Origin of the sequence: Streptomyces sp. NPDC060031 (assembly GCF_042736805.1) — a bacterium.
Classification (GTDB): domain Bacteria; phylum Actinomycetota; class Actinomycetes; order Streptomycetales; family Streptomycetaceae; genus Streptomyces.
In genome coordinates this window covers 45,995-65,731 of sequence record NZ_JBHWVM010000017.1, presented here as the reverse complement: position 1 = coordinate 65,731, position 19,737 = coordinate 45,995, and the positions used below count along the sequence as shown (strand labels likewise).

Below are 19,737 nucleotides of genomic sequence, written 5' to 3'. Positions count from 1 at the left end.
GGGTCGCCCACCGGCGATTCCTGCGTATCGCACTGCTCTACCGGAAGCATTTGCGGCCTCAACCAGGCCATTTGTGCGGGGGGAGACGTTCTCGTGGATCAATCGGCGACCATGGACCCACTCTTGGATCTGGCCCGTCCGTCGAACTTGCGGAGCCCGTATTCCGCATATTCCGGGCTGCGTGATATCACCCCTGTCTTCTGGCACGAACTGCTCGGTTCCTGGGTCTTGACACGGCATTCCGATTGCCTTTCGGTACTCACCGACAGTGCACGTTTCGCCTCCGATTGGCGGCGGGCGGGTGAGGACATACCGGCCCCGCTGCTGAGCGTCCAGACGCTGGATCCGCCCGAGCACACCGCCATCCGTCATCTGCTGCTCGACGGCTTCCGCGCCCAGGACCGGCAGGCGCTGCACGACACGATGGAGCGGGAGGCCGCGGACCTGCTCGCCGAACTGGCGCTGCGGCCCTCCTTCGACTTCGTCGGAGAGCTGGCCGAGCCGCTCGCCCTCCGCTTCATCACCGCCTTCCTCGGTGTGGACGCCCCCGACCAGGCCTGGTTCGTGCCCATGTCCCGCACCGTCGTCGACGGGATGGACGCCGGGCTGTGGCCGGAGAAGCACGAGCCCGCCGTCTCCGCACGGGCCCGGCTCGCCGAGTACGCGGGCGGCTGGCTCGCCGATCCGCCCAAGGACGGCCTCATCGCCTACGTGGCGCAGCACGCCGAGAGCGCGGCCGCCGCCGGCGTGGACCGGGCGGTGCTCCGCAACAGCCTGCGGGTCGTACTCCACGCGGGCTACGAATCCGCCTCGCGGCTGCTCGGCAACGCGGCCGCGGCCCTGCTGACGACCCCCGGGGCGCTGACGGCCTTTCGCCGGGCGCCCCTGGCCGCGGCCGTCGACGAACTGATCCGGTACGACGCACCCGTGCAGGCGGACGCCCGGGTCTGCGTCACCGAGACCGAACTGTCAGGCGTCACCATCCGGGCGGGCGATCCGGTGACCCTGCTCCTGGGAGCGGCCAATCACGACCCGCTCCGCTTCGCCCACCCCACAGAGCTGCGACTGGACCGTGCCCCGAACCCGCACCTGGGGTTCGGGCGCGGGGCCCATGCCTGCCTGGGCGCGTCCATGGCGATCCGGCTCGCCGGATCGGTCTTCACGACCCTGGCCAGGGACTACCCCGATGCGCGGGCGGTCGCGGAACCAGAACACCGGCGCAATCTGACCCTGCGCGGTCTCGACCGCTTCGAGGTCACTCTGCGTCCACACACGGGGGAGGAGGAACTCTCATGAAGTACTGGCACTGAACCTGAGGGAGCGCGGTGCCCGCCTCACGGCCGGGCACCGCGCTCGACCCGCTCGACCCGCTCGACCCGGCGGCGCGGCCGGCCCCGGTTGCGGCCGCGCCGGGTGCGCATCCGGCTGATGCGCAGTCGCGTCACGCCCTGCGGGTCGCGCTCGGCCAGTTCCACGAGCGCCGGATGCGGCCCCTGCGCGGCCAGCCGTTCGGCGAGCGGATCCACTCGGGCGGCGCCGCCCTCGCGCAGCCGGTCGTCGAGGTCGAGCCAGACGATCTGCGCGACCAGCGCGAGCCCCGTGGCCACGGCCGCGGCCCACTGCACCGGCCCGCCGCGGGGTACGTGGTCCAGCAGCGCGGCCGTGCCGAAGCTGAACTCCGCGCACAGCAGCAGCACCCCGGTACAGCCCAGGCAGCCGCGCGGCGGCGGCCTGGGTGTCGTCGTCGGGCCACCAGCGGTCGGCGGCAGCGTGGTACGGGTCGACCACGATCGCGGCGAGGTGCGCGACCGCCTCCCGGTGGCGCCGTGCTTCCCGCGAGCGCCGCAGGCCGAAGTGGCCGTACAGCAGTGCTGTGACGGGCAGTACGACGCTGGCGAGTATGACGGTGTCCACGCGCCGAGCGTAGGACGCGGGGCGGACGCGGGTACATCCCATATCGGCGGACGCCCGCCGCCGTTCACACCTCTTCCTTGGTCCGTTGGGCTGAAGACACGGCGGCGTGGGTGGACGGTGGCGGGCGGCGACCGATAGGGGTGGGGTCTGCTTCCCCAGGAGGGCCACGTGCCGCACCGCCTCGCCCTCGTCCACGCGAGAACCACCGCCCTGGCCCTGGTCGGCCTGGTGCTGGCCCTCACCGCGGGCGCCACCCGGGCGGCTCCCGCTCCGCGGCCGGCCGCCCCCGGGCCACGGGCCACCGCGATCGGCGCGGCCCCGGGCAGTGCGACGGCCCTGGCCGGGTACGCCATCCAGTCGACGGAGAAGGTCGCGGACTCCGCGGCCGCCGTCTCCAGCCCCGGCTATCGCGCGGCCGGCTGGTATCCGGCCGGCCCCCGCTCCACCGTCCTCGCGGCGCTGCTCGCCGCCGGGGTGTACCCCGACCCCTTCCGCTCCACCAACCAGAAGCGGATCCCCGCCGAGGACTTCACCGTGCCCTGGTGGTTCCGGTCCGATTTCACCGTCCCCGACACGACCGCCCGTACGTACCTGGACTTCAGCGGGGTGATCTCCGCCGCGGACGTCTTCGTCAACGGCCGCCGGGTCGCCGCCGCGAGCACGGTCACCGGGGCGTACACCCGGCACGAGTTGGACGTCACCGACCTGATCGAGGCGGGCACCAATACGGTCGCCTTCCGGGTCCAGCCCAACGATCCGCGCGAGCACCTCACGATGGGCTGGCTCGACTGGCTGCAGCCGCCGCCCGACGAGAACATGGGCATCGTCCGTGACGTCACGGTGCGGCGCGGCGGGCCGGTCGCCCTGCGCGACGCACACGTGGTGACCGCCCTGGCCATGCCGTCGATGTCCTCGGCCGATCTGACCGTCAAGGCCCGGGTGCGCAACGACTCATCGACCGCCGTCACCACGACCGTGTCCGGCACCGCGGGTCCGGCCACCGTCAGCCGCAGCGTCTCCCTGGCCCCCCACGAGACCAAGACCGTGGTCTTCTCCCCCGCCGACCACCCCGCACTGCGGCTCGGTTCCCCCCGCGTGTGGTGGCCCGCCGCCATGGGCGGCCAGCCGATGTACCGTCTCGACCTGACCGCGACGGTGAACGGGGCGCCCTCCGACACCGCGCACGCGTCCTTCGGCATCCGCGACGTGCGTGCTCCGCTGAACGCCGACGACGCCCGGCAGTACCGGATCAACGGCCGCCCGCTGCTGATCAAGGGCGGCGGCTGGTCTCCCGACGAGTTCCTGCGATGGGACCGCACCTACGCCGAGGACCGGCTGAAGTACGCCCTGGACCTCGGCCTGAACACCCTGCGGCTGGAAGGGCACATCGAGCCCGACGAGTTCTTCGACCTCGCCGACCGGTACGGGATCCTGACGCTTCCCGGCTGGGAGTGCTGCGACAAATGGGAGGGAGAGGTCAACGGCACCGAGGCCGGGGAGAGTTGGGACACCCCCGACTTCGCCGTGGCCAAGGCTTCGATGGCCGCGGAGGCCGCCCGGCTGCGCCACCACCCCAGCGTGATCTCCTTCCTGATCGGCAGTGACTTCGCACCGAACGAGGACATCGAGGAGGGCTACGTCGACGCGCTGAAGGCCGCCGACTGGAGGACCCCGGTGGTTCCCGCGGCCTCCGACTCCTCCGCCCCGCTCACCGGCGGCTCCGGGATGAAGATGACCGGTCCGTACGACTGGGTCCCGCCCGGCTACTGGTACAACAAGCGGGAAGGCGGCGCCACCGGCTTCAACTCCGAGACCAGCGCCGGTCCGGACGTCCCGACCCTCGACACGCTGCGCCGCATGATGTCCCCGGCCGAGCTGGAAACCCTGTGGAAGGACCCGTCCGCCGCCCAGTACCACCGCTCCCCCTCGCCCACCTTCGCGACGCTGCGGCTCTACGACGCCGCCCTGTCGGGCCGTTACGGGCCCCCGACCGGCCTCGAGGACTACGTCCGCAAGGCACAGCTCGCCCAGTACGAGAACGTGCGCGCCCAGTTCGAGGCGTACGCCCGCAACGCCAAGGACGCGTCCGCCCCGTCGACCGGCGTCATCTACTGGATGTTCAACAGCGGCTGGACCTCGCTGCAGTGGCAGCTGTTGGACCGGTATCTCGACCAGGGCGGGGCCTACTTCGGCGCGAAGAAGGCGAACGAGCCCCTGCACGTCCAGTACGGGTACGACAACCGCGCGGTGTCGGTGGTCAACAACCGGACCTCCGCGGCCTCCGGGCTGACGGCGCGGGTGACCCTCTTCAACACCGACGGCACCCAGAAGTACGACCGGACGGTGAGCGGCCTGAGCGTCGCGGGCGGCGGCGCGAGCAGCACCGCGCTGACGGTCCCGGCGTCGGTCGGCGGCCTGTCCACCACCTACCTGGCGCGGCTGCTGCTGACGGACGCGGGCGGGCGGGAGGTGAGCCGCAACGTCTACTGGCTCTCCACGAAGGCGGACGTGCTCGACTACGGGCACGGCACCTGGTTCCACACCCCCACCACCTCCTACGCCGATTTCAAGGGGCTGGACTCGATGGGGCGGGCGACCGTCACCGCGACGGCCTCGACGACGGCGGACGGTGCGGGGACGTCCACGACCACGGTGACCGTACGCAACGCGGGCACCGGGAAGACGCCCGCCCTGCTCACCGACGTCCACCTGGTGGGGGCGCGGGGCGCGCCCGTCCTGCCCGTCCGGTGGAGCGACAACCAGATCAGCCTCTGGCCGGGTGAATCGACGACGCTGACGGCCACCTACCGGACCGGTGACCTGCGCGGCTCGGCGCCGAAGCTGCGCATCTCCGGGTGGAACACACCGATGGTGACGGTCCCGGCGGGATGACCGGATCTTTAGGCCGGAAAGCCGCTATCCGGCACTGATCATCAGCCCGTAGTAATGGCTTCCCGGCCTGATCGGCCGTCCGCAATGACCAAGGAGCCATCACCCATGACTCGCCTTCGCACCACCGGCATGGCCCTCGCCGGCGCCGCCGCGATGTTCGCCCTGACCGCCGCGCCCGCCCAGGCCGCCCCCGGTGACGTCACCACCTCCTGCGCGAGCGTTCTCACCCCGGCCGGCTTCGTCGACGTCAGCTGGGGCTACAGCATCAGCTGCGGCACGCAGAGCTTCAGCCCGAACATCAAGCAGATAAAGCAGCTCACCGGGCTGCCCGTCGGCACCGTCGTCCAGGCCTGCGCCTCCACCTACCAGCCCGCGGGCTGGATCCAGACGGCCTCGTACTACACCAGCAGCTGCGTGTACTCCTCGAACCCCAGCTTCAACAACAACGCATGGACGCTGAAGCGCGTCTCCTGACGCCGGATCAGCCGCGGTCCACGATCGTCCGCCGGGTCCCCGACGCAGGCCCTCGCGCCGGGGGCCCGGCGGGTCGGTCGCGCTATCCCCCCGGGCCGCCCCACAGGCCCGCCAGGTGGACATGGAGGGCTTCCTGGGCTTCCTGCGGGGTGAGGTGGCCGATGAGGACGTGCGTGGTGAGACCGTCCGCGAGGGCGAGGAGGGTGCGCGCCTCCCGTTGCGGATCGAGGCGCCCGGTGTGGCCGGCGTCCTCGCGGGCCTCCGAGATGAGGTGGGTGAACGCCGCCTGCAGGGCCGCGTAGTTCGTCTTCAGCGTCTCGGCGAGTGGCTTGCTGACGGCTGCCTGCGCGACGAAGGCGAGCCAGACCCTGGCCTCGGCGCGGTGCTCTTCGCGGAGCAGAGCGATCTCGGTGGCCGCGTGGCCCAGGGCGGAGGCCGCCGACTGGGCCGGGCTCCTGACGAGGCGCGCCTGGACGCGCTCGCCGATCCGCTCGCCGATGTGCCCGAGGGCGAAGACGAGCATCTCCTCCTTGGTGCGGAAGCACCGCTGGACGGCGCCCATGGACACCTCCGCGCGGGCGGCGACGTCGCGCAGGGTCACGCCCTCCAGCCCCCGTTCGTCGGCGAGCCGGCAGACGGCGTCGGCGATGATCCGGCGCCGGCCCTCGTGGTCCACCTGTCTGGGCATGCCCGATCGCCTCCTCGTTGCCCCACTCTCCGCGGGCTGTCGTGCCGGCCACTCTATTCGATGCACCCGCATCGGTTCGGCGGGTATGGTTTCGATGCAAGCGCATCGAAACAATCGACAGCACCCACGACGACGGGGAGAGTACGAGCCATGCAGGACGCCTTGTGGCAGATGACGGCCGCCGCGCAGGCGGCAGCCGTACGGAGCGGAGAGGTGTCGGCCGTCGAACTGGTCGAGAGCCACCTGGACCGCATCGCCACGGTCAATCCGCAGGTCAACGCAGTCACCCAACTCCTGGCGGAGCGTGCGCGCGAGGCCGCGGCGCGGACGGATCGCAGCCGGGCCGCCGGTGGAACGCCGGGGTCGCTCGCGGGCGTTCCGTTCACGGTGAAGGAGACCACCGCCATCGAGGGTGTTCCGACCACCTTCGGCGTGGAGCGCTTCCGCGATCTCGTGGCATCGGCCGACGCTCCCCCGGTGGCGCGGCTGCGTGCCGCCGGCGCCATCCCGGTCGGGCACGCCAACGTTCCCACCCTGATCCTTGCCGGGATGCACACGCGCAGCGAGCTGTTCGGCGACACGGCCAACCCCTGGGACCCCGGCCGGACCCCGGGCGGCAGCAGCGGCGGCGACGCCGTGGCCGTCGCCACGGGCATGGCGGCGCTCGGCCTCGGCAACGACTCCGGCGGATCGATCCGCGTCCCGGCCCAGTTCTGCGGTGTGGCGGGCCTCAAGCCGACCACCGGACGCTTCCCCGCCGACCACCGCTTCCTCGGCCCCGACGACCCGGGCCCGGCGTCCCAGATGCTGGTCACCGACGGCCCGCTGGCCCGCAGCGTGGCCGACCTGAGGCTGGCGTACGAGGTGCTCGCGGGCACCGATCCGCGCGACCCGCGGTCCGTACCGGTGCCCGCGTACGGCGATCCGCTCCCCGGACCGGTCAAGGTCGCGGTCGTGGCGGACCCCGGCGGGCACGGCGTCCACCCCGCGGTCCTCTCGGCCGTCCAGGCCGCGGCCGAGGCGCTGCGCGAGGCCGGATACGACGTGCGCGAGGTGGCGGACGTACCGAGGTTGGACGAGGCCCTCGACGCGTACGGCCGGATCACCGTGACCGAGTTCGCCCCGGCCTGGCCGGCGGTACGCACTCTCCTCGGCGCGGGCGGCGACCGCTACATCGGCATGGCGATGGAGCGGACACCGCCCGCGAGCGCGGAGGAGTTCATGAAGCTGATGGGCACCTGGCTGAACGTCCGCCGTTCGTGGGCCGAGTTCCTCGACGAGTACCCGCTCCTGCTCGGCCCCTCGTTCACCGAACCGCCGGTGGAGCCGGGCCTGGAGTCACGCGACAGGGCGGGCCGGGACCGGGTCGCGTCGGGCATGCGCCTGTGCACGGTGACCAGCTTCGTGGGCGTGCCCGCCGTGGCCGTGCCCACGGGGGTGGTCGACGGGCTCCCGTGCGGGGTGCAGGTCGTCGGCCGCGCCTTCCGGGAGGACCTGTGCCTGGACGCGGCCCAGGCGGTCGAGGACCGGCTCGGGGTGCTCACGCCGATCGACCCCGTCCGCGTTCACGGCCTCGCCCGTACCGGCCGGCGCAGCAGGTAGAGGGCCGCGGTCGAGACGAGGACGGCCATGCACGCGATGAACACCAGACCCGCACCCTCCAGGCCGAGGGGACCCGCCAGGACCCCCACACCGATCACCGGTACCGAGATGCCCGCGTACGCCACCACGAACAGCGTCGAGATCACCGCCGCGCGCCGGTTCGCGGGAGACGCCTCGGCGACCGCGGAGAGCGCCCCGCGAAAGGCCAGGCCCTGCCCGATCCCGCCGACGAGCGCGCTCAGCACCACCAGCGGCAGCAGGTCCCGGCGCAGCGCGCCCGCGAGCAGCCCCAGCCCGGCCAGGAGCCCGACGCAGCCCAGCGGCAGCGATCGCCCCACCCCGACCCGGCCGACCGCGAGCTGCCCGGCGGTCGAGGAGAAGAAGGCCAGCGCGACGACCGACCCGCTCACGGCGTGGTTGTGCACGTCCAGCGACTGCGCGAGGAAGGCCGGGCTGACCGACGTGAACACCCCGAACAGCGCGAACCCCACGAAGGCGGCGATCGCCGCGGGCCCGAACACCGCCCGCACCTGCGGGGGCACGCCGGGCCGCTGCGGCCGTACGGTACTCAGCGGACGCCGCTCCCGTACGGTCTCCCGGAGCCGCAGCAGGACGACGGCCGAGGCGGCCACCAGTACGAGGTGCACCGCGAACGGCAGGTACAGCGGATAGGCCGCGTACTGCGCGAGCACTCCGGCGAGCAGCGGTCCGCAGCCCAGGCCTCCCATGTTGGCGGCCGTCGCCACGAACGTGGCCCGGGAGGCGCCGCCGTGCGGGGCCAGCTCGATCACGTACACCGTGGCGGCGCCGGTGAACAGCCCGGCGGACAGCCCCGACAGCAGCCGCCCCGCGTACAGCCAGCCCAGGCCGGTGGCGCACAGGAAGCAGACGGCGCTCGCCGCCGCGCAGCCCAGGCCCGCCAGCAGGACCGGTCGTCGGCCCACGGCGTCGGAGGCGTTGCCCGCCAGCAGCAGCACGCCGATGACCGCGAAGGCGTACACCGCGTACACGACGGTCACGGTCAGCTCGGAGAATCCGAACTTCTCCTGGTACAGCCCGTAGAGCGGGGTCGGCAGCGTGGTGCCGGCCATGCACACGGCGAACACCGCCCCGCCGAGCACACACTGGCGCCACCCTCGGCGATCACCGTCCATGCCGCCGAAGGTAACCCCGCATCCGCTGGAACCAAGCTCCGCGCCGCCGCGTCTGTCGCGGGTATGAGCGAAGGAACCAGTGAAGGAACCCCGGGGCGGACCCCGAGACGGACCTCGGACCGGACCTCAGACCGGACCGCGGGACGGGTCAGGGACATGGATCCGAAGGTGAGGCAGCACGCCGGACGCCTCCTGGCCGGTCTCGGTGCGACGACCGGGGCCCTCTTGTGGACGCCGCGGGCCGCGTTCAGCCTCGACGGCGGATTCGAGGCTCATGCCCGCGATCTGAGCGTGCTCTTCGTCGACCTGCCCCTCATCCTGCTCGGCGGAGGCTTGATTCCGCTCCTCACCTGGACGCTGACCACGAGTTGGGTGCGCAACCCCTGGCTCGCGCTCCTGCCGGCCATGGCCGCGCTCGCGCTCGGGGCGTGGGGGCTCACCGAGTGGTGGACCCCTCGCCAGACGGAGGACCCCGGCTACGGTCCCGGCATGTGACCGGTCACTCGACGATGTGCCCGTCGCGCAGTTCCACCACCCGGTCGGCGAGTTCCATCAGGGCCGGGTCGTGCGTGGCGACCAGGACGGTGACTCCCTCGCTGTGCACCACCGCACGCAGCAGTCGCATGATGGAGCGGCCCGTCTCGGAGTCCAGCTGCCCGGTGGGTTCGTCCGCGATGATCAGGGCCGGATCGTTCGCCAGGGCCCGGGCCACGGCCACCCGCTGCTGCTGGCCGCCGGAGAGTTCGCCCGGGCGCTGATCGGCGTGCTCGGTCAGGCCGACCAGGGCGAGCAGGGTACGGACGCGCTCCTCGCGCTGCTGCGCGGGGACCTTGCCCAGCCGCATCGGGACCCCCACGTTCTCGGCCGCGGTCAGCACCGGGATCAGGCCGAAGGACTGGAAGACGAAGCCGATCCGGTCCCGGCGCAGCGCGAGCAGCCCGGTTTCGTCCAGCTCGGCGAGGTCGGTGCCGTCGAGGCGGACGGTGCCGCCGGTCGGGGTGTCGAGGCCGCCGACCACATTGAGCAGGGTGGTCTTGCCGGAGCCGGACCTGCCCTTGAGTGCGGTGAGTTCACCGCGGCGGACCTCGAAGGACACGCCGCGCAGTGCGTGCACGGCCTGGGCGCCGCTGCCGAAGCTGCGGTGCACCCCTTCCACGACCACCATGGGCGTCAGTGTGGGTGCGAGTGTGGTGACTTCTTGCTGCGACATGGTGTGCGTTCCCCCTCGGATCGTCCGGCGCGCGCTGTCCCCGAGCGCTCCGCCTTCCGAATTTGTTCATCTGTCACCTTCCGGACGCAAGACCCTTCGGCAACTTGATCGTCTGCGGGACGCCGGTTTCCGCCGCGGCCGGGCCCCGCCGCCGCCCCGCCGCCGCCCGCCGCGGCCGGGAATCGGCCCGTCCGCGGCCGGAATCAGCCTGTCCACCGCGGTCTGCCCGGTTCCGGCCCCCTTCCGTCCCGCCCCCGGGGCAACATGAATTCCGTACGTACCAACCAGGGGGGAACACATGAGGAAATACATGGCCGCCGCCGGGGCCGCGGTCGTTCTGGCCGGACTGGTCACCGCGGCCGGCCCGGCCGCGGCGGCCGGATCCGCGCCCTGCAAGCCGGCGCTCACGGCGCTGGGGACGCTGCCCGGCGCCGAGGTGTCCTGGCCGCGGGAGGGTGTACGCGCCCTGGGCCGCGGCACCCTGTCGGTCGGCTCGTCCCGGGGCAAGGCGGTCTACTGGACCGGCAGCACCGTGCACCGGGTGCCCGTCCCGGACGCCAGCCGGATCGAGAGCGAGCTGGTCGGGGTGAACCAGGGCGGTCTGATGACGGGTTGGTACCGGCCCTACGGCACCACCGACCAGGTCGGCTTCACCTACCGGGCGGGCGACGCCTCCGTCACCCGCCTGCCCGACGCCCTTCGCTCGGTGGCGGGGCTGAAGGTCAACGACGCGGGCCGCGTGGCCGCCGCGGGATACGGCGACCGCTCCATCCGGGTCTACGCCGACGGGGCGCTGGAGCGGACGCTCACGATTCCCGAGGAGATCGGCCCGGACGCGTACGTCGCCACGGTCGGCGGCATCAACTCCCGTGGCGACGTGGTCGCCAGCGTGCACAGGGCGGAGCCGGACACCGGCGGCCGCGTGGAGTACTCCCACCCCGTGCTGTGGCCCGGGGACGGGGGTCCGGCCCGGGTCCTCCCGCAGGCCGGCAGCGGCGGCAACTACAGCTGGGTGACGGGCATCGCGACCGACGGGACGATCGTCGGCAGCGACTGGTACGGGCCGGGTTACGAGTGGACGCCGTGGGTGTGGACCGCCCCGTACGGCGCCCCGGGCTCCTCGCCGGGTCGTCTGAGCACCCACCCGTTCGCGAGCCTGGACGGGATCAGCCCCTCCACCGGCGCGGCCGTCGGCTCGGCCCGCTTCCACCCCGAGGACGCCGGCATCAACGCGGCCGACCAGGCCGTGCTGTGGCCGGGCTCGGGCCCCGTGCTGGCGCTCCCCCGGCTGGCCGCCGGCCAGGCCGCCTCGGCCGTCGCCGTGTCCGACGACGACCGCGCCGCCGGCAGCGCCGTCAACGCCTCGGGCAAGACCCGCGCCGTGGTGTGGAAGTGCGCCTCACGACAGGCGTACCTCCCGAGCTGATCGCCCCCGCCGCGACGGCTCCGGCCCTGCCGGGGTCGTCACGGCGGTGCCGGGCGTGGTATTTGATCATCCGAACACAAGGGGTGAGCTATGTTTGAACACGAGTGACATAAGAAGGAGGCCCGCCGGTGTCATCGGGGCAGCAGGCACGCGCACAGGCTTCTGCGATCACACCGACCGGACCGGGTGAGCAGGCGTCGCAGCTGGGACGCGCCCCGGCCGACCGGCTGCTCGCGCTCTTCGACGGGCGTCGGCTGTCGCCCGGGCAGCGGCGGATCGCCCAGTATCTGATCGACCACCTCACCGAGGCCGCGTTCCTCTCCATCACCGAGCTCGCCGAGCGGGTCGGTGTCAGCCAGCCGTCCGTGACCCGGTTCGCCGCTTCCCTCGGCTTCAGCGGCTATCCGGCCCTGCGGGACGTGCTCCAGCCGATCGCGCTGAGCGCGGTGGCCGGCGCCCCCGCCACCCCGGACAGCCGTGAGCAGATCCGCCGCAACGAGCTCCAGGCAGCCGTTGACGCCGAGATCGAGAACCTGGAGAACGTACGGCGGCTGCTGGCCGACACGAACCAGGTGCTGGACATCGGCCGGGAGCTCGCCCGTTCGGTGCCGCTGACGGTTCTGGGCCTGCGCATCTCGGTCTCGCTCGCGGAGTACTTCGCCTACGCGGCCCGCCGCATCCACCCGGATGTCCGCGTGGTGACCCGCGGGGGCAGCGTCGCGTACGACGGCCTGCTCCAGTCCCGGGCCGCGGGCGGCACGTGGGTGCTGGCCTTCGCCATGCCCCGGCACGCCAGGGAGACGCTGGCCGCGCTCCGGGCCGCGCGCAGTACGGGGCTGCGCGTCGCACTGATCACGGACCCCACCCTGGGCCCGCTGGTCGAGGAGGCGGACGTCGCACTGACCGCCCCGACGGGGTCACGCCTGGTGTTCGACTCGTACGCGGCGCCCGGGATGCTGTCCGCCGCACTGTTGCAAGCCATGGCCGATGCGGATCCCGAGCGGACCCAGGCCCGCCTCGAGGGATACGAGCAGGTCGCCGACCAGCACGGTTTCTTCCTGTAGCGAGAATTTCACCTGATCCACCCCCGGCGTATTCACGCCATCCAGGCGTATGAAATTTTTCATTCTCTTGCTTACTCGACGGTATATATGTTTACTGACGGCGGCGTTCCGGATCCACCAAGATGCCACGGAGTACGTCCCCCACGTCCTCCCAGAACAGACACCCGGCGTGATGCTCCTCCTCACGTCACGGCGGGTCGTCCAGTCCGGCTTGCGGATCCCGCTGAACGCATGGCGGCCTCGGTCAACCCCTGGGCCGAGGCCGCCCCCCAGCACAGCTCTCGATCAGAGTTCGACACCACTCGGAAGTGACGAGAATGCCCCAGACGGCCACCATCACGCGCAGCCCGGACTGGCCCTTGCAGGTCAAGGCCCCCGGGACCCACGACTGGGAACGCACGGCCACGCGCTGGCTGCGGGACCTCCTGCCGGCCCGCTACGGCGGCTACCTGACGCTGACCCGTCATCCCGCGCTCCTGGCCAGGCACGTCCAGCTCCAGCTCCAGCACGAGATGCGCGCGGTGCGCGTGGCACTGCACACCTGCCGGGCCGAGCTGCCCATGATGGGCGTCGCCGAGTCCGTGATCGAGAACACGATCAGGATGTACGCCATCGAGCTCGAGCAGCTCGGCCGCCTGTCGCGCGGGGCCCGGCTCGTCACCGACTCGCTGCTCGTGAGCACACCCGCGCAGCGCAAGCGCTGACCTCCGCCCCCCAGGTCACTCCGTCGTGCGCCGCCCGAGCGGCAGCAGGTACTGGAGCGGCTGGTCCAGGTCGTCCAGGCCGAAGAGTTCCTGGGCCAGGTCGTCGTGGAAGCCGCCCAGCGGGGTGCCGCCCAGGCCCAGGGCAGCCCCGGTGAGCAGCAGCGTCTGGACCATGTGGCCGGTCTCCAGCAGGGCCAGGCGCAGGGCGCGCAGGCCGTAGCGGCGGCGCAGCAGGCCGAGGTCCGCGTACACGCCCAGGACGGCCGGAGCCCCGTCGACGCCGATCCAGTCCGGGTCCGTCGCCGGGCGGGAGAGGTACGTCGACAGCGCCTTGACCTGCGACGCCTCGGGTGCCGGGCCGACCCGGCGCAGGGTACGGCGTTCCGGTACGCAGTCGTACGTGCCCGCCGGTACGCCCTCCACGTCGAGGACCAGCAGCCGCACCCGGGCCGTGTAGAGGGCGCCCGCGCTGGGATAGGGGCGGTGCGCCAGGACGTGGACCGGGCCGTCCGCGAGGCGGTGTTCGGTACGGCTGCTCTCGGACAGCGAGTGCCACAGCAGTGAGCCCAGCGTGCCCGCGTCCACCGGCCCCCCGAGCGCACCCCGCAACGAGGACCGTCCGGCCAGCACGCTGCGCAGCGACACCTCCGGCAGCGGGGCCGCCGGCAGGTCGGTCTCCGGCCGGGTCGCCGCCTCCTGCGCGTCACTGGCCGTCGGCGGCCCGGGCGGCAGCGACCGCAGCGCCGTGTCCTCGCCCCGGCCGATCTGGAACTTGCTGCGCTCCAGGTACTGCACGTCGGACGCGGTGTGCCCGGACGGGAAGAAGCCGGGCGGCTCCTCGGTCTCCAGCAGGGTCCGGGCGGCGAGCCGGCACACCGCCCGCTCCTCGTCGGGGGTGACCCCGAGCCGGTTGAACAGCATGTGGAGCTGCGATGCCCAGACGCAGGCGCGCCTGTCCTCGGTCAGTTCCTCCCCGCTCCCGGTGACCATCAGCGCGTCGGCCGCGCGGACCCGCTCCGCCCACCTGCCGAGCCAGGGCGCGGCGGTGCCCGCGCCGAGCCGCTCCCGCACGTTCGCCGCACGGCGCGCCAGCCCCGCGCGCTGCGCACCGTAGACGGAGTTGACCTGCATGTGCACCGAGGCGCCCGGAAGCAGCGGGACCTCGGTGACCCACCGCCAGCCCGCCGCGTGCTTGCGCAGCCAGCGCGCCGCGGTGAGCCGGTCCATGCCGAGCCCGTACGCCGTCGCGTGGGCCAGGTCCGCCGCGAGCATCAGCCGCGCCGCGGCCCCGCCGTGCATGGCCCGCAGGGCCTCCAGCACCACCTGGGTGGAGGCGGCGAAGACCTCCTCGGCGACCGGCAGCGCCCCCGGGCCGCCGTAGCGGTCGGCCTCGGGCTCGTACGCCACGGCGCGGACCTCGCCGTGGCGGGACGGCCACGAGCCCGGCGCCACCGGCACCGCCCGCGCCGCACGGACCAGCTGCTCCGGCAGCTGCGCGGCGGCCGAGCCGCTGGGGGCGCGCACCCGGATCCGTACGTGGGGGCCGTCCTGCGCGTACCGGATGAAGAACCACCGGTCGGCCTCCCCGGAGGCCACCAGGCCGTCGAGGACCGGAGCCGCGTCCCGCAGCAGGAACGCGTCGATGTCCTCGGGGGCGGAGTGCAGGAAGAGGTGGTGGCTGTGCCAGGTGTCGGTCGTCGTCGTCACGGGTGGTCCTCGCGTCCAGGTCTGCGGTCGGCGGGCATCAGGGGAAGGGGTGCGGGTGGAGCGCCAGGTCCTCGTACCGCAGCGGCCGGTCGGTGCGGCCGAGCCGGTGGGGGACCTCCAGCAGCCGGGGCAGCCCCCGGGTGCGGCGGTTGACGTGCCCGAAGGTCATCGGCAGCGAGCCCGGCACCACGACCTTCACGCAGTGCAGGCCGAGCCGGTCGCGCACCCCCGGCTCGCTCTGGTCGACGGCGATCACCTCCAGGCCGGCCCGCGACAGCCGCTCCACCGTGGCTCCGAGCAGGGTGGTGAGGTCGCCCACCGGCTCGGGCGCCCCCGGCCAGGCCGCCCCGACCGGCAGGCACGGCATGTCGGCGAAGAGGAACTCCAGTCGCGGGGCCGCCTCGGGAAGGGTGTTCAGCCCGACGTGGTCGTCCAGGCTCACCACCAGCTCCGGCCGGTCCAGCATCGGGCGCAGCCGCTCGGGATCGCGCGGGCGGCCCGCGGCAAACGAGCGGTGCGCCGACTCCAGTACGTTGGTGACGACCTCGGCCACCGCCGACCGGATCGCCGCGCGCGGGTCGTGGTGGGCCCCGGCCGCCAGGAACATCCGCGGCGCCTGTGGGTGGGAGCCCTCGTACCGGCAGACCGCCACGACCGCCGGGATGCCGAAGTCGTTCGTCGCGTCGAGCAGGACGAGCCGGTAGCCCGCCGCGGCCGCCCGGTCCGCGAGCAGGGCCGTTCCCGGGTCGTCCGGCGGCGGCTCGATGCGGCGCAGCGGCGTCGCCGCGTACCAGGCCATCAGGAAGGCGTCGCGCTCCGCCACCTCGAACAGGCCGTAGAGCGCCGCCTCTTCGGGGCTGTTGCCCAGTCCGCAGCCGTTGGAGGACTCGTACACCACGCGCGGCCGGCCGGCGCCCGGCACGTCCCAGTACGCCACGTGCTCGGGGACGGCCGTCGCCCGTCGCCGGGTGAGCGACCAGCCGTGCACCCAGTCCAGCTCCAGATCCGGTGTGTACGGGACGGTGGGCGACGCGGGGTGCCCGTGGTAAGCGGGGTCGGGCAGGCCGAGCCGCTCGGGGTCCACCGCCCGTCCGGGGCCCAAGTCGGCGAAGGAGGAGCGCAGATCGGTGCGCCGGCCGGTCGGGCGCATCCCGGCGTACCGCTCGATGCTCTCGAACAGCGCGATCCGCTCGCTGTCGGCGAAGTCGTGGGCCCGGCCGTAACCGCCGTCGTCGACGGAGCGGCCGTCCGTCACGAACGCCGTGGTCAGGCAGAAGGCCGAGTCCTCGGAGCGGAACAGGCGGCGGACCGGACCGAACCGCTCGTCGTACAGGGCTGCCCTCAACTGGTCCGACCCGGTGCGGGGGTTGGGGCTGCGCAGTACGTACGGGTCGGGCAGCGGCCGGGGCCGCGAGGGCAGCGGGGCCGTCCCGGCGGCGGAGTCCGACGGCAGCGGACGGCACACCGCGCAGCCGCCGACCGGGCGGATGCGGTGGGTGGACCAGGTGGCGCGGCCCTGGTGCAGGACATGGACGACGGCGGTTCCCGGATCGTCGTCACCGTCCCGCGGCTCCAACAGGTCCAGCACGAGGGCGCCGATGGACTCTTCGAGCGCCGGGGACGGTACGCCGGCCAGCGCCAGCTTCGGGCTCTGCCAGGGGACCCGGCCACCGGCCGTGGCCAGCCGTTGGTACTCGGCGCAGCACAGGCAGGCCGCCGCGCCCGGGCGCAGCACCGGCCCGACCACCGCGAGGGCCCCGTCGAAGCGCACCGGGACCAGGGCCACCGGGTGGCCGAGCGCGTGCCGGCTCAGCTCCTCGGCGAGTCCCGGCGTCCAGCGGGGCAGCAGGACCACGGCCGGGCCGGCCTCGGCGGCCGTCGCGGAGCCGGCGTCGAGCACCGGTACGGGCAGGGCGCCGAGCGGGCCGGTCACGATCCCGGTCCCGGTCCCGGTCACGGCGGTCATCGGGCCTCCTCCGGGGTGTACAGGACGGTGAAGCCGAAGGCCCGCAGCGTGTCGGCGAGTTGCCGGGCCCGATCCGGTACGGGCGCCCGCGCGGGGAAGGCCGGGAAGGCCGCTCCCGTCAGCCTGTGCAGTGCGTCCTGGAGCTCCTCCTCGCGTCCGGCGGTGTCAGCGAGCCAGCGGCCGGTCCACCCGCAGTCCTCCCAGGCGGCCGTCCGCGCTCCGGCGGCGGCCAGCGGGGCGACCGCACCGCCCGAGGGACGGGTGCGTACGGGAGCAGGCGCCTCGGCGGAAAGAGCGGAAACGGCGGCGACCGCGGCGAGCGCCGCGTGCGCGGCCGCGTCACCCGGCGTCGCCTCGACGGCGTCGCCCAGCACGACCGATGCGCTTGCGCGCACGACGGCCCGGTACACCTCCTCGCCCGGGGCGGCCCGGAACACCTCCAGCCGGGCGGCCACTGCGAGGCGGGCCGTCAGCGCCGTCCACCAGTGGCGGACCTGCGGATGCCCGGCCCATCGCGCCTCGGCCACGGACGGGAGCCCGGCCGGTGGCCCGGAGCGGTGGGCGGCCGCCTCGCGCAGGGCGCGGCCGCGGGCGTGCCCCGGGTTCGCGCCGACGGTGAAACCCTCCCCGCCCAACAGCAGTTCGGCGGCCCGGCAGAACACCTCCAGGCGGGCCAGGTCCAGCCGCGGCGCGCCGCCGACCAGGCTCCCGCCGGGCCGCGCGGCCGCGGGCAGCTCGCAGGCGGCGAGCGGTACGGGCAGTTGCCGCAGGTCCCCCGGGAGCGGCTCGGGCAGTACGCCGCACCGCGCGTCGCACAGGGCCGCCACCCGGCGCAGCGCTTCGCCGAGGGTGGCCGCGGGGGCGAGGTCCGTCGGCCGGTCGGCGTCGGCCCGGCCGGGACCGAGCCAGGTGCGGTACTCGGCCCGCAGCGGGCGGGCGTCCGCGAGGAGCACCGCGGGAAGCCCGGGCAGCAGCCGCTCGTCCTCGCCCTCGTGCGCCGGGTCCGGCAGCCCGGCGGCGCTGGACAGCAGCCGGTGCGCGGCGGCGCCCGCGAGCAGGGAGACGAACGCGGTGGACCCCGCAGGCGCAGGGGTGGCGGGCCCGAGCCGTGATTCCAGGGCTGCCGCGTCGGACCGGAGTCGGGCCGCGCTGCCCGGAGCGGTGGCGTAGCCGCGCTCGCCGCACAGTCCGGCAGCGACCCCGCGCCCCGGTCCGGCGCCGTGGGCGTACAGCAGGACCCGGCCCGCGGGCAGCTCGGGGTCGACGGTGTACGAGACGGGGAGGCCGCCCCGCGCCAGTGCCCGCCCGGCGGCGCCGGCCAGCGGGGTGTCGGGGGCGCCGGCCACCACCTCGGCCCGAGCCGTGGCGAGCGCCGCCGCCGCGGCGGCGGGGCGCTGCGCCGTGACGGCGATCCACTGCGCGACCGGGACGGGGTCGCCCGGCCCGGCGGGGCCCTCCACGAGCAGGTCGTGCGCGGCCAACTGCCCGAGGAGGGTGTCCAGCGCGGCGCGCAGGGGCGCACCCGGCTCCATGCCGTCCAGGAGGTCCTCGACCCCGCCGCCCCGCAGCGGCTCCTCCAGCAGCCGCCACAGCGCGGGCAGCGCCGTGCTGCCCTCCAGGGTGACGCTCCCGCGCCGGCCCCTCAGGTGGAGGCCGCTGCGGAGCGGGGTCACGGCGACCCCGGGACGCAGTCTCCGTACGGGCCGGGGAGCGGCGGCGGAGGCGGGCTCGGCGGGGGCGGGGGCGGGGGCGGTGGTCGCGGCGGTCATGGCGCTCACGCCCTCGCCTCCACGACGTCGATGACCGCGTCGATCTCCGCGCGCCAGTCGCAGCCGGTGAGGCGGGGCACCGTACGGACGACCAGGTGCGCCGCCAGATACCGCTCCAGCGGTCGGATGTCGCAGATCGCGAAGAGCCGGTACAGGGCGTTGGTGCAGGACCGGTACACCAGGTAGTCGGGGCGGCTCCACATCGCCCCGTCGGGGTCGGAGCGCCGCAGCAGCCGGTGGAACTCGCTGTAGCGGGTGCGGACGTCCTGGTTCCAGCGCTCGGCGGCCGCGGCGTCCCCGGTGGCGGCGGCCCGCGCCCGGTACGCGAGCGGGGCGCCGTGCAGGTCGGCGCCCGCGTCGTACCTGCCCTGCGTCAGCTGCCAGGCGCCGGCCGAGAAGTCCGCCCAGGCCCGCTCCCAGCCCTGCGCGCCGCCGCCGGCGATCCGCCCGACGAGAGCGGTCACCGGATCGCCGGCCTGTTCCCAGTGCTGTTCGAAGCGGGCGCGCAGCCGCCCGTCCGGGTCGTCGTGGAGGAGGAAGTCCTCCAGGTGGGAGACGTACGAGAAGTGTCCGCCCGCCAGACCTCCGGGATGGGCGGCCGCGTGCGCGGCGAGAGCGGCCACCGCGAGCTGGAGCCGTGCCTGTGCGCTGTCGCCGTGGTCCCCGAGGAAGCCCGCTCCGGCCCGCAGCGCGCCGAGCCCGGCCCGGAGCAGGTCGTCGCGCAGGCCGGCGCCGTCGTCGCCGAGGAGGCCGCGTACCGGGGAGCCGTCGACGGGCTCGATCCGGACCGTGTTGTCCGCCACGATCGGGCCGTAGGGCGGGGCGATGAGCTCGGCGCGACCGGCCTCGGCGGCCCGCTCCAGCAGTTCGGCCTCGGTGAGGTCGCCGTGCGAGGGGTGCGTGCGGAGCCAGCCGCGGATGCGGGACGCGGCGGCCCCGGCGGCGGCGTCCACCTGCGCCGGCGGGCCCTGCAGACGCAGCCTGAGGTGGGGGCCGTGCAGCCAGTGCCGTTCGATGTGGGCGGCCAGTCCGTCCGCCGCGCAGGACTCGGCGAGCGGCAGCATGACCTCGCGCAGGAGCGGGGCCTTGACGGGGTGGTGGTGGTAGGCGACCACGTCGCGGGCGCCGGTGTCGTGGGGGTGCACGTGCGGCACCGTCCCTTCCTCT

General features: G+C 74.0%; 16 protein-coding genes. 8 read left to right on the top strand and 8 right to left on the bottom strand.

The features are described 5' to 3' along the window. Positions 1-228: 228 nt before the first annotated feature. The gene (locus ACFWB8_RS10585; protein ID WP_385224332.1) at positions 229-1,296 is read left to right on the top strand and encodes a cytochrome P450; all 1,068 of its coding nucleotides are present in this window, start codon (positions 229-231) and stop codon (positions 1,294-1,296) included. Positions 1,297-1,334: 38 nt separating this feature from the next. Here ACFWB8_RS10585 and ACFWB8_RS10580 read toward each other — a convergent pair whose 3' ends face one another. Next, complete coding sequence (locus tag ACFWB8_RS10580) at positions 1,335-1,697, bottom strand: hypothetical protein (protein WP_385224330.1); 363 nt, start codon at positions 1,695-1,697, stop codon at positions 1,335-1,337. A 385-nt stretch (positions 1,698-2,082) separates the two neighbouring features. Here ACFWB8_RS10580 and ACFWB8_RS10575 point away from each other — a divergent pair, with 385 nt between their 5' ends. Further along, positions 2,083-4,806 carry an exo-beta-D-glucosaminidase gene (locus ACFWB8_RS10575; protein ID WP_385224328.1) on the top strand — a complete coding sequence of 908 codons (2,724 nt, stop codon included), beginning with the start codon at positions 2,083-2,085 and terminating at the stop codon, positions 4,804-4,806. 105 nt (positions 4,807-4,911) lie between these two features. Further along, complete coding sequence (locus tag ACFWB8_RS10570) at positions 4,912-5,280, top strand: hypothetical protein (RefSeq protein WP_385224326.1); 369 nt, start codon at positions 4,912-4,914, stop codon at positions 5,278-5,280. 82 nt (positions 5,281-5,362) lie between these two features. Here the strand turns inward: ACFWB8_RS10570 and ACFWB8_RS10565 are convergent, their stop codons facing one another. Further along, on the bottom strand, positions 5,363-5,968 hold the full coding sequence (locus ACFWB8_RS10565) for a TetR/AcrR family transcriptional regulator (protein ID WP_385224324.1): 606 nt from the start codon (positions 5,966-5,968) through the stop codon (positions 5,363-5,365). Between the two features lie 150 nt (positions 5,969-6,118). Between ACFWB8_RS10565 and ACFWB8_RS10560 the strand changes: the two genes are divergently transcribed. Further along, a complete protein-coding gene (locus ACFWB8_RS10560; protein ID WP_385224322.1) occupies positions 6,119-7,570 on the top strand; it encodes an amidase in 1,452 nt (483 codons plus the stop codon). Here the strand turns inward: ACFWB8_RS10560 and ACFWB8_RS10555 are convergent. Further along, complete coding sequence (locus ACFWB8_RS10555; protein WP_385224320.1) at positions 7,534-8,724, bottom strand: MFS transporter; 1,191 nt, start codon at positions 8,722-8,724, stop codon at positions 7,534-7,536. The genes ACFWB8_RS10560 and ACFWB8_RS10555 overlap by 37 nt on opposite strands. 156 nt (positions 8,725-8,880) lie before the next feature. Here ACFWB8_RS10555 and ACFWB8_RS10550 point away from each other — a divergent pair, with 156 nt between their 5' ends. Further along, positions 8,881-9,219: a hypothetical protein gene (locus tag ACFWB8_RS10550; RefSeq protein ID WP_385224318.1), complete on the top strand. Its 339-nt coding sequence runs from the start codon at positions 8,881-8,883 to the stop codon at positions 9,217-9,219. Between the two features lie 4 nt (positions 9,220-9,223). Here ACFWB8_RS10550 and ACFWB8_RS10545 read toward each other — a convergent pair whose 3' ends face one another. Then, positions 9,224-9,934 carry an ABC transporter ATP-binding protein gene (locus tag ACFWB8_RS10545; protein WP_385224316.1) on the bottom strand — a complete coding sequence of 237 codons (711 nt, stop codon included), beginning with the start codon at positions 9,932-9,934 and terminating at the stop codon, positions 9,224-9,226. Between the two features lie 298 nt (positions 9,935-10,232). Between ACFWB8_RS10545 and ACFWB8_RS10540 the strand changes: the two genes are divergently transcribed. From ACFWB8_RS10540 to ACFWB8_RS10530, 3 genes are all read left to right on the top strand, one after another. Continuing rightward, positions 10,233-11,360 carry a hypothetical protein gene (locus ACFWB8_RS10540; protein WP_385224314.1) on the top strand — a complete coding sequence of 376 codons (1,128 nt, stop codon included), beginning with the start codon at positions 10,233-10,235 and terminating at the stop codon, positions 11,358-11,360. Between the two features lie 128 nt (positions 11,361-11,488). Next, positions 11,489-12,424, top strand: coding sequence for a MurR/RpiR family transcriptional regulator (locus tag ACFWB8_RS10535; RefSeq protein WP_385224312.1), 936 nt, complete (start codon positions 11,489-11,491; stop codon positions 12,422-12,424). Between the two features lie 317 nt (positions 12,425-12,741). Then, positions 12,742-13,128: a hypothetical protein gene (locus tag ACFWB8_RS10530; protein WP_385224378.1), complete on the top strand. Its 387-nt coding sequence runs from the start codon at positions 12,742-12,744 to the stop codon at positions 13,126-13,128. 15 nt (positions 13,129-13,143) lie between these two features. Here ACFWB8_RS10530 and ACFWB8_RS10525 read toward each other — a convergent pair whose 3' ends face one another. The 4 genes from ACFWB8_RS10525 to ACFWB8_RS10510 are packed head-to-tail and all read right to left on the bottom strand — an operon-like array spanning position 13,144 to position 19,724. After that, positions 13,144-14,835, bottom strand: coding sequence for a thiopeptide-type bacteriocin biosynthesis protein (locus tag ACFWB8_RS10525; RefSeq protein WP_385224310.1), 1,692 nt, complete (start codon positions 14,833-14,835; stop codon positions 13,144-13,146). Positions 14,836-14,872: 37 nt separating this feature from the next. After that, a complete protein-coding gene (locus tag ACFWB8_RS10520) occupies positions 14,873-16,801 on the bottom strand; it encodes a TOMM precursor leader peptide-binding protein (protein ID WP_385224308.1) in 1,929 nt (642 codons plus the stop codon). Next, positions 16,798-18,579 carry a hypothetical protein gene (locus ACFWB8_RS10515; protein WP_385224306.1) on the bottom strand — a complete coding sequence of 594 codons (1,782 nt, stop codon included), beginning with the start codon at positions 18,577-18,579 and terminating at the stop codon, positions 16,798-16,800. The genes ACFWB8_RS10520 and ACFWB8_RS10515 overlap by 4 nt, the downstream gene beginning before the upstream one ends. Continuing rightward, positions 18,576-19,724: a lantibiotic dehydratase C-terminal domain-containing protein gene (locus ACFWB8_RS10510; protein WP_385224304.1), complete on the bottom strand. Its 1,149-nt coding sequence runs from the start codon at positions 19,722-19,724 to the stop codon at positions 18,576-18,578. Before ACFWB8_RS10510 ends, ACFWB8_RS10515 begins: the two co-directional genes overlap by 4 nt. Between the last annotated feature and the right edge of the window lie 13 nt (positions 19,725-19,737).

Bases quoted from the DNA above. Each gene is read 5' to 3' on its own strand.
- ACFWB8_RS10570 (WP_385224326.1), top strand. From the start codon at position 4,912: ATGACTCGCCTTCGCACCACCGGCATGGCCCTCGCCGGCGCCGCCGCG.
- ACFWB8_RS10565 (WP_385224324.1), bottom strand. From the start codon at position 5,968: ATGCCCAGACAGGTGGACCACGAGGGCCGGCGCCGGATCATCGCCGAC.
- ACFWB8_RS10560 (WP_385224322.1), top strand. From the start codon at position 6,119: ATGCAGGACGCCTTGTGGCAGATGACGGCCGCCGCGCAGGCGGCAGCC.
- ACFWB8_RS10555 (WP_385224320.1), bottom strand. From the start codon at position 8,724: ATGGACGGTGATCGCCGAGGGTGGCGCCAGTGTGTGCTCGGCGGGGCG.
- ACFWB8_RS10550 (WP_385224318.1), top strand. From the start codon at position 8,881: ATGGATCCGAAGGTGAGGCAGCACGCCGGACGCCTCCTGGCCGGTCTC.
- ACFWB8_RS10545 (WP_385224316.1), bottom strand. From the start codon at position 9,934: ATGTCGCAGCAAGAAGTCACCACACTCGCACCCACACTGACGCCCATG.
- ACFWB8_RS10540 (WP_385224314.1), top strand. From the start codon at position 10,233: ATGAGGAAATACATGGCCGCCGCCGGGGCCGCGGTCGTTCTGGCCGGA.
- ACFWB8_RS10530 (WP_385224378.1), top strand. From the start codon at position 12,742: ATGCCCCAGACGGCCACCATCACGCGCAGCCCGGACTGGCCCTTGCAG.
- ACFWB8_RS10520 (WP_385224308.1), bottom strand. From the start codon at position 16,801: ATGACCGCCGTGACCGGGACCGGGACCGGGATCGTGACCGGCCCGCTC.